This is a genomic window from Variovorax sp. PBL-H6 (assembly GCF_901827155.1).
Lineage (GTDB): Bacteria > Pseudomonadota > Gammaproteobacteria > Burkholderiales > Burkholderiaceae_C > Variovorax.
In genome coordinates, this window is the sequence record NZ_LR594659.1 from 2,191,699 (window position 1) to 2,205,450 (window position 13,752).

Here is a 13,752-nt window from a genome sequence, read left to right on the forward strand (position 1 = left end):
GTCAGACCGACAGCGAACCCAGCCGCTCGACCACCATGTCATGGAACCCACGCGCGGCGGCCGACAGGCTGCCCTCGCGCCGCTGCACCAGGTAGATGCGCCGCGTGAGCTGCGGCAGCGGCAGCGGCCGGATGGCGATCGTCTCGCGCCTGAACTGGTAGAGCGTGAGGGTGGGCACCACGCTGATGCCCAGGCCCGCCTCGACCATGCCCATCACGGTGGCCAGCTGCTCGACCTCCAGCACGGTGTTCATCGCCAAGGGATGCAGTGCGACCTCGAGCGCCTGCCGCACGCTGCTGTTGCGTGTCATGTGAATGAAGGAGAAGGGCTGCAGCTTGCGCAGCGTGAGCCGTGGCTCGGTCGCCAGGGGATGGTCGGCGCGGCACACCAGGTGAAAGCGGTCGGTGCACAGCACGCGCATGCGCAGCTCCGCGCTGTCGGCCGCGCGGCTGCCTGCAGCCGCGAGGGCGAAGTCGGCCTGGCCGCCGCGCACGAGGTCGATGCAGGCGTCCGACAGCTGGTCGCTCAGCTGGAGCTCGATGCCGGGCCATTGCGCATGGAAGTCCGAGAACAGCGTGGGCAGCCAGCCGGCCGCCAGCGAGGGAAGGGCGGCGACGTGCACGCGGCCCTTGCGCCGCTCCACGTGATCGCCGAGATCGCCGATCGCGCGTTCGACATCGGCGAGAAGACGCCGCGCCGAGGCCTCGAACAGGCGGCCCTCGGCCGTGAGCTGCACGCTGCGCGTGTTGCGATCGAACAGCCTCGCACCTACCTCCTGCTCGAGGGCGCGGATCAGCGTGCTGAAGGCCGGCTGCGAGAGATGGCAGGCCTGCGCGGCGCGCGTGAAGTTGGGCAGATCGACCAGCGCCACGAAGGCACGCAGCTGGCGGGTGGAGAGATCCGTGGCGGCCATGATCCGTCTGTTCCTCTATTGATCTGAAATTCGAATGGGCCAATCCGAAGTTTCAATTTTACGGATGACTGTGGAATGCCTACATTCACTCTCACAACATGAGATACACATGCGCCCATCGCCTGTACCCAACCTGCTGATCGGCTGCGCCGCGGGCTTCTCCGGCGACCGCACCGACGCCGCGGGCGCCGTGGTGGATACGCTCGTCGCCCGGCTCGCCAATGGTCCCGCGGGCCAGCGCGCCTTCCTCATCTTCGAGACGCTGGCCGAGCGCACACTGGCCCTGGCGCAGCTGCGCCGCCGCGCCGATCCCGAAGCAGGCTACGAGCCGCTGCTCGACGCCATGCTGCGCCCTGTGCTCGCGCGCTGCCTCGCGCATGGCATCCGCATCGTCAGCAACTTCGGCGCCGCCAACCCGCGTGCGGCGGCGCGCCGCATTGCCCGGCTGGCCCGCGAGCTCGGCGCACCGACACCGCGCGTTGCCGTGGTGGAGGGCGACGATCTCTCCGGCAGCGAACATCGCGCCTTGTTGCGCGAGCAACTGGGCGCTGCGATGGACGGGATGCGCGTGGTCAGCGCCAACGCGTACATCGGCGCGGAACCGATCGCCGCCGCGCTCGATGCCGGCGCGCAGATCGTGGTCTGCGGGCGCGTGGCCGATCCGTCGCTCACGGTCGGGCCGGCGATGTCGCATTTCGGCTGGCGCGCCGACGACTGGGAGCGCCTCGGCCGCGCCACGATGGCGGGCCATCTGCTCGAATGCGGCGCGCAGGTCTGCGGCGGCTACTTCGCCGACCCGGGCTACAAGGATGTGCCGGGACTGGATTCCATCGGCTTCCCCATCGCCGAGATCGCGTCCGATGGCGGTTGCACGCTCGGCAAGGCCGAGGGCACCGGCGGCTTCGTGAGCGAGGCCACGGTGAAGGAGCAACTGCTCTACGAAGTGCACGATCCTGCCGCCTATCTCACGCCCGACGTGGTGGCCGACATCGGAGAGGCCGAGGTGCGTGCCGCCGGCACGGATCGCGTCATGCTGTCCGGCGTGCGCGGTCATCCGCGCCCCGGGCAGTACAAGGTCAACGTCTGCTACGAGGGCGGCTGGCTGGCGGAGGGCGAAATCTCCTATGCCGGCGCGCGCGCCGAGGCCCGGGCCCGGCTGGCGGCCGACATCCTGCGCAGCCGTCTCGCGGGGCTGGAATTGCGCGTCGATTTGATCGGCGCCATCAGCATCCTGGCCGACGACCTCGGCCGCGCAATGGCGGCCACCCCCACAGGTGACGCGCGCGACGTGCGGCTGCGCGTGGCGGCGGTGCACGACGAGCGCGCGCAGGCCGAGCGGCTGACGCGCGAGGTCATGGCGCTCTACACCTGCGGCCCGGCCGGCGGCGGCGGCGTGCGCACCGCGCTCACCCCGCGCCTCAACATCCACTCGTGCCTGCTGCCGCGCGAGCAGGTGCCGGTGCGCTTCGAGATGCTGACAGAGGAGCAGCCATGAGCGCCGAAGGCGAAGGTACTCCAGTGAGCCGCACGGCCGTTCCGAAGGCGAATAGCACCGTAGCCGAAGGCGAAGGTACTCCAGTGACGCAGCCGTTGCACCGTGTGCCGCTGTTCCGCGCCGCCCATGGCCGCACCGGCGACAAGGGCGACCGCTCCAACATCAGCGTGATCGCCTGGCACCCCGAGCTCTACCCATTGCTGGTCGAGCAGATCACGCCCGAGGCCGTGGCCGCGCAGTTCCGCCACCGCGCGCCCAGCCGCGTGCAGCGCTTCTTGCTGCCGCGGCTCGGCGCGATGAACTTCGTGCTCGACGGCGTGCTCGACGGCGGCGTCAACGATGCGCTCAATCTCGATGCGCACGGCAAGGCACTGTCCTTCCTGCTGCTGGACATGTGGCTCGAGGTGCCCGATGCGCTGCGGCACCGGCTCGCCGGGCCGCCCGGGGGCTGAGCGCCGCTCCATTTCTTATTCCATCCCCATCAACGACGACCCAGGAGACAACAAGCATGATCCGATTCCGATTGCCATTCCTTCCGCTGGCCCTCGCCGCGCTGCTGGCCGCAGGCGGCGCCGCGGCCCAGGGCTACCCCGAGAAGCCCATCACCTTCGTCGTGCCTTTTGCAGCCGGAAGCGCAACCGACCAGATCGCCCGCGCACTCGGCAACGGCGTCACCGCCGAGACGAAGCAGCCGGTGGTGATCGACAACAAGGCCGGCGCGAGCGGCTTCATCGCCTCGCAGCAGGTCGCCAAGGCCGCGCCCGACGGCTACACGGTGCTGATCACCACCAACACCACGCATGCCGCGAACGAGCACCTGTTCAAGAAGCTGCCCTACGACCCCGTGAAGGACTACGCGCCGGTGGCAGCGCTCGGCAAGGGCGGGCAGATCATGGTGGTGCGGCCCGACTTCCCGGCCAAGACGGTGGCCGAGTTCGTGGCGCTCGCGAAGAAGGAGCCGGGCAAGCACAGCTTCGGCAGCGGCAGCTCGTCGAGCCGCATGGCGGGCGAGCTGCTGCAGCAGCTGGCCGGCATCAAGCTGCTGCACGTGCCGTACAAGAGCAACCCGCTGGCGGTGACGGACCTGCTCGGCGGGCAGATCGACATGATGATCACCGACACCGCGACCGGGTTGCCGCAGGTCAAGGCCGGCAAGCTGCGCGCGCTCGGCGTCTCCAGCGCCGCGCGCTCGCCGCTGGCGCCCGACGTGCCCACCATCGCGGAGGCCGGCGTGAAGGGCTACGAGATGGGCTACTGGTTCGCTGCCTACGCGCCCGCGAAGACGCCGCCTGCGGTGGTGAAGCGGCTGAACGAGCTGCTGGTGAAGGCGGCGAAGAGCGATGCCGCGAAGAAGGCCTTCTACGAGCCGACGGGCACCGAGGTGTTCACCAGCACGCCCGAGGAACTGGCGAAGTTCCAGGCGGCTGAATCGCAGAAGTGGGGCCGCATCGTGAAGGCCGCGGGCATCGAGGCCGAGTAGACGCACCTTTGTTTCTCAAGGGTTCTTTTTGTCTGCACTTGTAAGAATCCGCGAATACTTAAGTTCACTAAACAGGGCGTCAGATCGGTGGTGTGAGGCGGTTGCGTCGCTCCGCGTCCACGGATGCCTGTTTGGCGGGCATTCCGTCGGAACGCCCGTGGGGCCTCGCACGGATGAGTTGCCCTCTGGGTTTTCCACAACGTTATCCACGGGGCCGGGGGATAAATTTCCCTCTGGCGGAGGGTGCGTCGGAGCTTGACGGTTAAGAACTTAGCCACAAGCGCGGCTAACAAATAAATCACGCGCTGACAAGGCGCGTTACCGAGCAAAGACACGGTCGAACATGCATGCCCAGAGCACGCCCTGATTCGGCCGCTCACTCCTGCGCTGCAGGTGCCTCCAGCAGCCGCAGTGCCCCGAGCACGGTGGGCAGCAACTCCGAGACGGTGGGATGAATGAACACCGCCCGCTGCAGGGTCGACACCGGCTGCCGTGCGTACATCAGCGTCAGCAGCGCATGCACCGCCTCGTCGGCCTCCACGCCCAGCAGCGTTGCGCCCACCAGGTGGCGCGTCTGCGCATCCACCAGCACGCGCAGGAAGCCTTGCTCCTCGCCCTTCTGCACCGCGCGCCCGACGCGGGACATGGGGCGCTCACCGATGAGCGTCGGCCGTCCCGAGCGCAGCGCCTCGCCCACCGTGATGCCGATGCGTGCAAGCGGCGGATCGGTGTAGAGCGCATAGGCGGGAATGCGATCGGTCACGCGCCGCGCATCGGCGTCGAGCAGGTTGGCGGCGACGATCTCGAAGTCGTTGTAGGCCGTGTGCGTGAAGGCGCCGCGGCCGTTGCATTCGCCGAGCGCCCAGATGCCTTCCACCGAGGTGCGGAGCTGGTCGTCGACCTCGATGAAGCCGCGCTCGTCGACCTTGACGCCCGCACGCTCGAGCCCGAGGTCGTCGGTATTGGGCCGGCGACCGGTGGCGTTGAGCACGTGCGTGCACAGGATCTCGTCCTGGTCATCGCCGCAGCGCCAGCGCGCCGCAATGCGCTCGCCCTCGCGCCGCAGCGCGAAGCATTCGGTGCCGGTGCGGATCTCGATGCCCTCGCGCTGGAGGATCTCCTGCAAGGCAGCCGCCACGTCGGCGTCCTCGCGCGGCACGATCTGCGCCCCACGCTGCAGAACCGTCACACGCGAGCCGAAGCGCCTGAACATCTGCGCGAACTCCAGCCCCACGTAGCTGCCGCCGACCACGCCCAGGTGCTCGGGCAGGCGGTCGAGGGCCATCAACGACGAGTTGTTCAGCACGTCCACGCCGTTGCGGATGTCGGGCGCCAGCGCGCTCGCGCGCCCGCCCACGTTCACGAAGATGCGCTCGCTGCGCAGCAGCCGGTCGGCCACGCGGACTGTGCCAGGCGCTTCGAAACACGCATGGCCCTGGATCACGGTGACGCCCGGCATGCCGCGCAGCCACGTCTCGACGTTTTCGCTCGACTTCCCGGAGATCCGGCTCTTGCGCGCCATCACGGCGCCGAAGTCCACCGCGGCCTCGCCCCGGATCGAGATGCCGTATTCCTCGCTTCGATGCAGCAGCGCCGCCACGTGCGCGCTCGCCACCATCGCCTTGGTCGGGATGCAGCCGGTGTTGACGCAGGTGCCGCCGAAGCGATGGCGTTCCACCACCGCGACGCGTTGGCCGGCCTGCGAAAGGCGATCGGCCAGCGCGGGGCCGGCCTGGCCGCTGCCGATGACGATGGCGTCGAATGGCTCGTCCATGTGCATCTCCTTGGGACGCGCGCAGTGTCTCAGGCCAGCAGCGCCTTGACCAGATCCAGCTGCCGGTCCGGCCCCTGCGCATTGTGGAAGTCGCCCAGCAGCTTCTCGCGCGCGGTGCCGGTGGTCGCCGTTTGCCTCCCGACCCGTAGGCGTCGGCCTACAGGCGAAACTTACTCCTGCGAAGCGCTGCCTGCTGCCGCTTGCGTCAGGATGAAATCCCCCAGATTCCGCCTGAAGGCACTGAACACATGAGGCGCTCTTGAGCAGTCCACAGCTGCTGGCATTCCTGTTGCCGCAATTTCATCGCATCCCGGAAAACGACCAATGGTGGGGCGAAGGCTTCACTGAATGGACCAACGTCAGGAAGGCGCGACCGGGTTTTCACGGGCACCGACAGCCCCGCGTGCCGCTGCACGGCCACTATTACGACCTGTCGGATCCCGGCACGCAGGACTGGCAGGCCGAGCTTGCCAAGGCGCACGGACTGGGCGGCTTCTGCTACTACCACTATTGGTTCGCGGGCCGCCAGTTGCTGGAACGGCCGCTGGAGACGATGCTGCGGCGCGGTGCGCCCGACTTCCCGTTTTGCGTGGCCTGGGCCAACGAACCCTGGACGCGTGTCTGGGACGGCGGCGACCGCCACGTCCTGATGCCGCAGAGCTATGGCGACAAGAGCCATTGGGAGGCGCACTTCCGCTATCTCGAGAAGTCATTCAGAGACCCGCGCTACATCCTGGTGGACGGCTGCCCGGTGATCCTCATCTACCGCAGCGCGAGCATCGCCGAGTGCGGCGACATGCTGGATTGCTGGCGCAATTTGGCGGTGAAGAGCGGCTTCCCCGGGCTGCACGTCGTGAGCATGCTGACGGTGTTCGGCCGCGACGAGCGCAGTCATCTTTTCGACGCCTACGCCGAGTTCGAGCCCTTCTACACGCAGGCGCACCTGCCGGTGCACCTGAGAGTGTCCGAGAAGCTCGTGAATGGGGCGAGCCGGCTGTGCTGGCGCTATCTTGGACGGGGACCCTACGCGCCGCGGAGCAGGGACTACCGTGCGATGTGGCGGACGCTTGCCAGCCGTCCCGTGCGGCCGGACCAGTACCCGGGCGCATTCGTCGACTGGGACAACAGTCCGCGCAGGCAACTGGACACGAGCCTGGTCATGCGCAACGTGGACGTCGACACATTCCGCAGCGGCTTCTCGCAGCTTTACGAGAGAGCCAGCGAAGCTGGAGCCCGCTTCATCTTCATCAATGCCTGGAACGAATGGGCGGAGGGCACCTACCTGGAGCCGGACGAGGACATGGGCACGGCCTATCTGGAGGCCATCCACTCGGTCGTCGCTCGCAACGCCAGCGTCTGAGCCGCCGCGCCGACAAGAGGCGCGGGGGCCGACGCAATCATTCAGGCCAGCAGGTCGTGCAGGGTGCGCGCGATCACCTTGGTCGCGCGCCGCAGGTCTTCCAGCACCACGCGCTCGTCGCTGCGCTTGGCGTGCGATTCGAGCACGCTGCGCGGCCCGACGCCGTAGATCACGCCCGGAATCCCGGCTTCTGCATAGAGCCGCACGTCGGTGTAGAGCGGCGTGCCCATGGCCTTGATCGGCTCGCCGAAGATGGCCGCGCCGTGCATCTGGATCGCTTCGACGAGCGGTTTGTTGCCGGGCAGCGGCTTCATCGAATTGGCCAGCAGCAGCCGCTTGATGTCGACGGTGATGCCTGGCACCTGCGCCGCGGCATCGGCGATGACCTGGCGGATGGCGGCCTCGACCTCGGCCGGATGCTCCTCGGGGATCATGCGGCGGTCCAGCTTGAACACCACCTTGCCAGGCACGACATTGGTGTTGGTGCCGCCCTCGATGCGGCCGACGTTGAGGTAGGGGTGCGTGATGCCCTCGACCTTCGACGTGACCTGCTGGTAGAGCGTGTTCTGCGCATAGAGCGCATTCAGGATGCGGACCGCGCCCTGCAGCGCATCGACGCCGGTGGCGGGCACGGCCGCGTGGGCCATCTTGCCGTGCACGGTGACTTCCATCTGGAGGCAGCCGTTGTGGGCGGTCACCACCTCGTAGCTGAAGCCCGCCGCGATCATCAGGTCGGGCTTGGTGAGGCCGTTCTTCAGCAGCCAGCCGGGGCCGAGGATGCCGCCGAATTCCTCGTCGTAGGTGAAGTGCAGCTCGATGCTGCCCTTGGCCGGCTTCGCGACGGCTTCCAAGGCGCGCAGCGCGAAGGTAAAGCTCGCGAAGTCGCTCTTGCTGACCGCCGCCGCGCGGCCGTAGAGGCGGCCGTCCTCGATCTCGCCGCCGTAGGGGTCGTGCGTCCAGCCTTCGCCGGGCGGGACCACATCGCCATGCGCGTTCAACGCCACCGTGGGGCCTGCGCCGCCGTACTTGCGGCGCACGATCAGGTTGGTGATCGACTCCAGCCCGTAGTCCTTTACCTCCTGCGCGGGAACCGGGTGCTTCTCGGTGGAGAAGCCGAAGTCTTCCAGCAGCTCGGCCGTGCGCTCCGCATGCGGCGCGTTGTTGCCGGGCGGGGTGTCGGTGGGCACGCGCACCATCTGCTGGAGGAAGCGAACCTCCTCGTCGAAATGGGCGTCGATCCAGGCGTCGAGCCTGTCGTAGTCGGTGGTGGTCATGTCGTTGCCTCGGAGGCCAGGTTGTCGAGCAGCAGCTGAAAGGCTTCGACTGCCAGTTGCATGTCGTTGTTGGTGCTCGATTCGAGCGGGTTGTGGCTGATGCCGGAGTTGATGCCGCGCACGAAGAGCATGGCCTGCGGCATCACCTCGTGCAGCTTCATCGCGTCGTGGCCGGCGCCACTGGGCATGCGGTGCAGCGGCACGCCGAGCGCATCGACCGCCTTCTCCCAGCGCTGCTGCCACTCCGGCGCGCTGGGCGCGGCAGAGGCCTTCATGCTCTCTTCGATCGTGTGGCGCACGCCGCGGCGCTCGCAGATTGCCACCAGTTCGGCCAGCACGTCGGCCGCGAGCTTGTCGCGCTGCGGGTTGTTGGGCGCGCGCATGTCCAGGCTGAACTTGCAGTGGCCCGGCACCACGTTGATCGAGCCGCTGGGAACTTCCAGCATGCCGACGGTCGCGACCGAGTCGCCATCCCTGGCGGCGCGCTTCTCGGCATAGAGGATCAGCTCGGCCACCGCGGCGGCCGCATCGCGGCGGCGGTTCATCGGCGTGGTGCCGGCGTGGCTGGCCATGCCGATCACCTCGCCGACGTAGCGAACGCCACCGTTGATCGAGGTCACGATCCCCAGCGGCAGGTCGAGCTCGGTCAGCACGGGGCCCTGCTCGATGTGCACTTCGACGAAGCCGAGGTATCTGGAGGGGTCGCGCTGCAGTTTCGGGATGTCCTCTTCGTCCAGCCCGGCAATCGCGCGCGCCTCGCGCATGGTGATGCCGTCGGCGTCCTTCTGGTCCAGCCACCTGGCATCGAAATACCCGGTGAGCGCGCCCGAGCCGAGGAAGGTGGCCTTGTAGCGCTGGCCTTCCTCCTCCGCGAAGCCGACGACCTCGAAGGCGTAGGGCAGGCGGCGGCCTTGGCGCTTGAGCTCGCGCACGCAGGCGATGGGCACGAAGATGCCCAGCCGACCGTCGTACTTGCCGCCGTTGCGCACGGTGTCGTAGTGCGAGCCGGTGAGCAGCGTCTTCGCATCGGGCGTGCGGCCCTCGTAGCGGCCGACCACGTTGCCCACGGCATCGATCTGCACGCTGTCGAAGCCGGCCTCGCGCATGCAGCCGGCGATCTGCTGCGCGCAGGCGCGATGCGCCTCGGTCAGGTAGGTGACGGTGAGCTGTCCCTTCTCGGCATAGCCGGGGTCGGTGTGCATTGCAAGCTGCTCGTGCCAGTCCCACACGTCATTGCCGAGGCTGGGCGCGACGCCGAACTTGTCGTCCAGCCGGATCTCGGCGATGCGGTGGATGTTGCGCAGCGCCTCGCCGCGCTCGAAATCCGCGGGATGGTGCAGCCGGCGCTCGAAGGTATCGATGATCTCGCGCTTGCCGAGGCCCGTGCCCCGTGGCCCGCGCACCGCGAGGATGAAGGGGAAGCCGAACTTCGCGTTGTAGTCGGCATTGAGCTGCTGGATCTGCGCGAACTCCTCGGGCGTGCACTCTGTGAGGCCCGCCTTGCCCTGTTCGTGGGTGGATTCGGCGGTCAGCGTCTTGCTGACCATGGCCTTCCCGGCGAGTTCGGGGTGGGCGCGGATCAGGCCGAGCTGTTCGTCTTCCGGCGCCTTCGAGACCACCTGCACCAGCGCATGCTTGAGATGCGCGAGCGAGCGGAAGGGGCGCGCCGCGGCGGCGCGCTGCGCGATCCAGGGCGAATGCTCGTAGGTGCCGTCGAGCAGCGCCGCGAACTGGTCGGGCGTGGCGGCGTTCATTTGTTCGATGCTCAGGGCCATCTCAGGCTCCCTTCGATTCGGTGTAGGGGTGCGCGGCCTTCCAGTGGCGCGCGATGTCGAGCCGGCGGCAGACCCACACGCGATCGTGCTTCGCGATGTGGTCCAGGAAGCGCTGCAGCGCCGTGATGCGGCCGGGGCGTCCGAGCAGGCGGCAGTGCATGCCGATGCTCATCATCTTGGGAGCTTCGTCGCCCTCGGCGTAGAGCGTGTCGAAGCTGTCCTTCATGTACTGGAAGAAGGGGTCGGCATGCGAGTACCCCTGCGGCAGCGCGAAGCGCATGTCGTTGCAGTCCAGCGTGTAGGGCACGATGAGCTGCGGCACCACCGTGCCATCGGTCTTCTGCACCTTCATCCAGAAAGGCAGGTCGTCGCCGTAGTAGTCGCTGTCGTATTCGAAGCCGCCGTAGTCGGCCACCAGGCGGCGCGTGCGCGGGCTGTCCCGGCCGGTGTACCAGCCCAGCGCCCTTTCGCCGGTCAGCTTTTCGATGGCCTGCATGCCCAGGCGCATGTGCTCGCGCTCGGCGGCCTCGTCCATGTCCTGGTAGTGGATCCAGCGCCAGCCGTGGCAGGCGATCTCGTGGCCCAGTTCCTTGAAGGCGGTCGCCAGCTCGGGGTGGCGCTCGAGCGCCATGCCGACGCCGAACACGGTGAGCGGCAGCCCGCGCTTCTCGAACTCGCGCAGGATGCGCCACACGCCGGCACGCGAGCCGTACTCGTAGATGCCTTCCATGCTGATGTGCCGGTCCGGGTAGCTCGCCGGGTTGAACATCTCGGAGAGGAACTGCTCCGAGCCCGCGTCGCCATGCAGCACGCTGTTCTCGCCGCCTTCCTCGTAGTTGAGGACGAACTGCACCGCGATGCGCGCGCGGCCGGGCCATTGCGCATGCGGCGGGTTGCGGCCGTAGCCGGCCAGGTCGCGCGGATAGGGCAGGGTGGTGTCGTAGATGTTGCTCATGACGAGGACTCAGGCGGCCAGTGCAACCGAGATGTCGTGGGTGGGCACCTTGCGGTCGAAAACAAGGTTGGCCTCGACGTTCAGCAGGTGCTCGGTCATCAGCCGCACGGCGCGCTCCTCGTCCTTCGCGGCCAGCGCCTTCACGATGTCGGCATGCTCGTCGTTGGAATGCTCGGCCGCGCTCGCGCTCTGGTACATCAGCGTGATGAGGGCGCAGCGCGAGATCAGCTCGCCGAGGATCTGCGCCAGCACCTGGTTGCCCATCAGCTCGGCCATGCGGACGTGGAAGTCACCCAGCAGCTCGGTGCGGTCTGAAACGTCTTCACCCGAGACGGCAGCCTTCTCGAGTGCGACGTGCTCCTTGAGCGCCTTGATCTTGGCGGGCGTCACGCTGCGCACGAACTCGCGCGTCATCTCGGCCTCGAGCATGCGGCGCACGGCGAAGACCTGCTTGGCCTCGTCGACCTCCGGCGCCGCGACGAAGGCGCCGCGCGCGGGCTCGAGCCGGATCAGCTTGTTCTGCGAGAGCTGGAACAGCGCCTGCCGCACGAGGGTGCGCGACACGCCGAAGTGATCGGCCAGCTTCTGCTCGGCCAGCTTGCTGCCCGGCTGCAGCCGATGTTCAACGATGGCCTTGGTGAGCGCATCGACGATGGCGCGGGTGGTGGTCGAATCCATGTTTTTCATGATAGACCCAAAGCCGAGAAGTGTATACACTTTTGTCGACCGGAATTTCCCGAATGACTTGGAACGTGTTTTGCGTTCTTGAAGGAGCATCACCATGGGCCTGAGCACCCACGTCCTCGACACCATGCACGGCGGCCCCGCGGCCGGCATGGAGGTCGCGCTCTATACCACCGAGGGCACCGGCGAAGAGGCGCGCGCAACACTGGTGAAGCGCTTCACGCTCAATGCGGACGGCCGCAGCGACGGGCCGCTCTATGCCGACGGTGCGCTGAAGGCGGGCACCTACCGCCTGGTGTTCGACGTGGCGGGCTATTTCAAGTCACGCGGCGTGAAGCTGCCCGAGCCGAACTTCCTGAATCGCGTGGCGCTGGATTTCGGCGTGGCCCATGTCGAGCAGCACTACCACGTGCCGCTGCTGGTCAGCCCGTGGAGCTATTCCACCTACCGCGGGTCCTGAAACTGCGAGAGCTGTCCTTCGGTCAAGGTATCGAGCTGGAAATGCCCACTCTTGTCCCACAGCCAGGTGTCGGTCCAGGTCAGCTTGCCGATGCGGCTCGCGGCGGGGTAGGGCGCGGCGCTCAGGACGGTGCGCTCGATCTCGGCGATCACCTCGGGCGCATGCTTGGGCGCGCGCATCCAGTTCATGCCGGTGACGCGGCCATTCGCATCGAGGCTGACCGAGAGCGTCCCGATGGCGTAGAGCAGCGGCGGCAGCTTGCCGGCGTAGATGCGGTTTCCATTGCGCGCGTAGATGTGGCGGGCGGCGTCCTGCCTGTATTCGCGCGGCGTGGCGGCGTTCGAAGGGCGAGGTGCGGCGCTGGAGCCTTGGGCCTTCGCATCGCTGAGTTGGCCGGGCACGGCGCCCGTCGATCCCGGCAGGCCGCCGCAGCCGGCGAGGCCGAGGGCCATGGTCAGGGTGGCCGCGAAGGCGCGGCGCAGAGGCGTGGCGAGCAGCGTGAATGTCATGCGGAGATTTATACCGTGGGCGCAGGCCCCCGGCGCAACCGGAGGTTTCGCGGATGAACGGCGTGGTCGACGAACTGCTGGCGCGGCTCGCGCGCGGCGAGCACGGCGTGCTGGTGCGCGTCGAGCAGACGCAGGGCTCCGCACCGCGCGAGGCCGGCACCTGGATGGCCGTGTGGGCCGAGGGCCTGACCGCCACCATCGGCGGGGGGCAGCTGGAGTACCAGGCGACGCAGGAGGCGCGCGGATGGCTGCTCGGCGGCGCTGCGATCGAGGGCGTGCGGCGCTATCCGCTCGGCCCGAGTCTCGGCCAGTGCTGTGGCGGCGTGGTCTTCCTCTCGTATCGGCGCATCGCGGCGGCCGATGCGAAGGCTTTGCAGGCCGAACTGCTGGCCCATCTGGAACCGGTGGCCCTGTTCGGCGGCGGCCACGTGGGTGCAGCACTGGCGCGGCTCCTGTCGACGCTGCCCTTCAAGGTGCGCTGGATCGACAGCCGCGACGGCGTGTTCCCCGATGCGCTGCCCGCCCAGATCGAGACCGAGCATTCCGACCCGGTGCACGACGCCGTGGCGCAACTCGAGCCCGGCTCGCGCGTGCTGATCATGAGCTTCAGCCATGCCGAGGACCTGGACATCGTCGTCGCCTGCCTGAAGCGCCTGCGCGCACGCAACGACCTGCCCTACGTCGGCCTGATCGGCAGCAAGACCAAGTGGGCCACCTTTTGCCACCGGCTGGAGGCGCGCGGCTTCACGGCCGAGGAACTGGCGCGCATCACCTGTCCGATCGGCGTGCCCGGCATCACGGGCAAGGAGCCCGAAGTCATCGCCGTCGCCGTCGCGGCACAGCTATTGCAGCAATGACACTCTCCCCCAGGTTGGCTCACTTCGTGTAGCGCCCACCCCTTCACTGGGGGGCCCGGCAAAGCCAGTTCCGCGGTGTTCCTGGAATGGGGCTCAGGGTTTTCCAGCATGCCGCGGGACGAAAAGCGCTCGATATCAAGTCCAAAAGTGTATACACTCCAGTCCACAAGCCGCAGCGGAGCGAGGCCTTTCCAGGGGCCTGCGTTCGCGGCCTTT

At 67.9% G+C, this 13,752-nt stretch carries 13 protein-coding genes; 6 read left to right on the forward strand and 7 right to left on the reverse strand.

Going from position 1 to position 13,752, the window contains the following annotated elements:
- Window position 1 precedes the first annotated feature (1 nt).
- The gene (locus G3W89_RS10520; protein WP_443083203.1) at window positions 2–916 is read right to left on the reverse strand and encodes a LysR family transcriptional regulator; all 915 of its coding nucleotides are present in this window, start codon (window positions 914–916) and stop codon (window positions 2–4) included.
- 106 nt (window positions 917–1,022) lie between these two features.
- Between G3W89_RS10520 and G3W89_RS10525 the strand changes: the two genes are divergently transcribed.
- The 3 genes from G3W89_RS10525 (at window position 1,023) to G3W89_RS10535 (ending at window position 3,888) form a co-directional block, all read left to right on the forward strand.
- Complete coding sequence (locus G3W89_RS10525) at window positions 1,023–2,408, forward strand: acyclic terpene utilization AtuA family protein (protein WP_162574028.1); 1,386 nt, start codon at window positions 1,023–1,025, stop codon at window positions 2,406–2,408.
- A gap of 83 nt (window positions 2,409–2,491) precedes the next feature.
- The gene (locus G3W89_RS10530; protein ID WP_162577421.1) at window positions 2,492–2,860 is read left to right on the forward strand and encodes an AtuA-related protein; all 369 of its coding nucleotides are present in this window, start codon (window positions 2,492–2,494) and stop codon (window positions 2,858–2,860) included.
- A 56-nt stretch (window positions 2,861–2,916) separates the two neighbouring features.
- A complete protein-coding gene (locus G3W89_RS10535) occupies window positions 2,917–3,888 on the forward strand; it encodes a Bug family tripartite tricarboxylate transporter substrate binding protein (protein WP_162574029.1) in 972 nt (323 codons plus the stop codon).
- A gap of 376 nt (window positions 3,889–4,264) precedes the next feature.
- On the opposite strand, the gene G3W89_RS10540 is transcribed toward G3W89_RS10535, so the two are convergent.
- Window positions 4,265–5,662, reverse strand: coding sequence for an FAD-containing oxidoreductase (locus G3W89_RS10540; RefSeq protein ID WP_162574030.1), 1,398 nt, complete (start codon window positions 5,660–5,662; stop codon window positions 4,265–4,267).
- 259 nt (window positions 5,663–5,921) lie between these two features.
- Here G3W89_RS10540 and G3W89_RS10545 point away from each other — a divergent pair, with 259 nt between their 5' ends.
- Window positions 5,922–7,022, forward strand: a complete 1,101-nt coding sequence (locus G3W89_RS10545; protein WP_162574031.1) for a glycosyltransferase WbsX family protein — start codon at window positions 5,922–5,924, stop codon at window positions 7,020–7,022.
- Window positions 7,023–7,063: 41 nt separating this feature from the next.
- Here G3W89_RS10545 and G3W89_RS10550 read toward each other — a convergent pair whose 3' ends face one another.
- The 4 genes from G3W89_RS10550 to G3W89_RS10565 are packed head-to-tail and all read right to left on the reverse strand — an operon-like array spanning window position 7,064 to window position 11,713.
- Entirely contained in the window at window positions 7,064–8,296 is a 1,233-nt protein-coding gene (locus tag G3W89_RS10550; protein ID WP_162574032.1) for a M20 family metallopeptidase, read from the reverse strand.
- Window positions 8,293–10,071 (reverse strand): 2-oxo-4-hydroxy-4-carboxy-5-ureidoimidazoline decarboxylase, encoded by a 1,779-nt coding sequence (gene uraD / locus G3W89_RS10555; protein ID WP_162574033.1) that lies wholly within the window; start codon window positions 10,069–10,071, stop codon window positions 8,293–8,295. Before uraD ends, G3W89_RS10550 begins: the two co-directional genes overlap by 4 nt.
- A gap of 1 nt (window position 10,072) precedes the next feature.
- Complete coding sequence (puuE, locus tag G3W89_RS10560) at window positions 10,073–11,026, reverse strand: allantoinase PuuE (RefSeq protein ID WP_162574034.1); 954 nt, start codon at window positions 11,024–11,026, stop codon at window positions 10,073–10,075.
- Window positions 11,027–11,035: 9 nt separating this feature from the next.
- Entirely contained in the window at window positions 11,036–11,713 is a 678-nt protein-coding gene (locus G3W89_RS10565; protein WP_162574035.1) for a GntR family transcriptional regulator, read from the reverse strand.
- A gap of 94 nt (window positions 11,714–11,807) precedes the next feature.
- Here G3W89_RS10565 and uraH point away from each other — a divergent pair, with 94 nt between their 5' ends.
- The gene (gene uraH / locus G3W89_RS10570; RefSeq protein ID WP_162574036.1) at window positions 11,808–12,170 is read left to right on the forward strand and encodes a hydroxyisourate hydrolase; all 363 of its coding nucleotides are present in this window, start codon (window positions 11,808–11,810) and stop codon (window positions 12,168–12,170) included.
- On the opposite strand, the gene G3W89_RS10575 is transcribed toward uraH, so the two are convergent.
- Entirely contained in the window at window positions 12,155–12,679 is a 525-nt protein-coding gene (locus G3W89_RS10575) for a hypothetical protein (protein WP_162574037.1), read from the reverse strand. The two genes, uraH and G3W89_RS10575, sit on opposite strands and share 16 nt — an antisense overlap.
- Window positions 12,680–12,732: 53 nt before the next feature.
- On the opposite strand from G3W89_RS10575, the gene xdhC reads away from it, so the two are divergent.
- Window positions 12,733–13,536 (forward strand): xanthine dehydrogenase accessory protein XdhC, encoded by an 804-nt coding sequence (gene xdhC, locus G3W89_RS10580; protein ID WP_162574038.1) that lies wholly within the window; start codon window positions 12,733–12,735, stop codon window positions 13,534–13,536.
- The last annotated feature ends 216 nt before the right edge of the window (window positions 13,537–13,752 follow it).

Coding starts and splice junctions, on each gene's coding strand:
- puuE (WP_162574034.1), bottom strand. CDS start 11,026: ATGAGCAACATCTACGACACCACCCTGCCCTATCCGCGCGACCTGGCC.
- G3W89_RS10535 (WP_162574029.1), top strand. CDS start 2,917: ATGATCCGATTCCGATTGCCATTCCTTCCGCTGGCCCTCGCCGCGCTG.
- G3W89_RS10565 (WP_162574035.1), bottom strand. CDS start 11,713: ATGAAAAACATGGATTCGACCACCACCCGCGCCATCGTCGATGCGCTC.
- G3W89_RS10540 (WP_162574030.1), bottom strand. CDS start 5,662: ATGGACGAGCCATTCGACGCCATCGTCATCGGCAGCGGCCAGGCCGGC.
- xdhC (WP_162574038.1), top strand. CDS start 12,733: ATGAACGGCGTGGTCGACGAACTGCTGGCGCGGCTCGCGCGCGGCGAG.
- G3W89_RS10550 (WP_162574032.1), bottom strand. CDS start 8,296: ATGACCACCACCGACTACGACAGGCTCGACGCCTGGATCGACGCCCAT.
- uraD (WP_162574033.1), bottom strand. CDS start 10,071: ATGGCCCTGAGCATCGAACAAATGAACGCCGCCACGCCCGACCAGTTC.
- G3W89_RS10575 (WP_162574037.1), bottom strand. CDS start 12,679: ATGACATTCACGCTGCTCGCCACGCCTCTGCGCCGCGCCTTCGCGGCC.
- uraH (WP_162574036.1), top strand. CDS start 11,808: ATGGGCCTGAGCACCCACGTCCTCGACACCATGCACGGCGGCCCCGCG.
- G3W89_RS10525 (WP_162574028.1), top strand. CDS start 1,023: ATGCGCCCATCGCCTGTACCCAACCTGCTGATCGGCTGCGCCGCGGGC.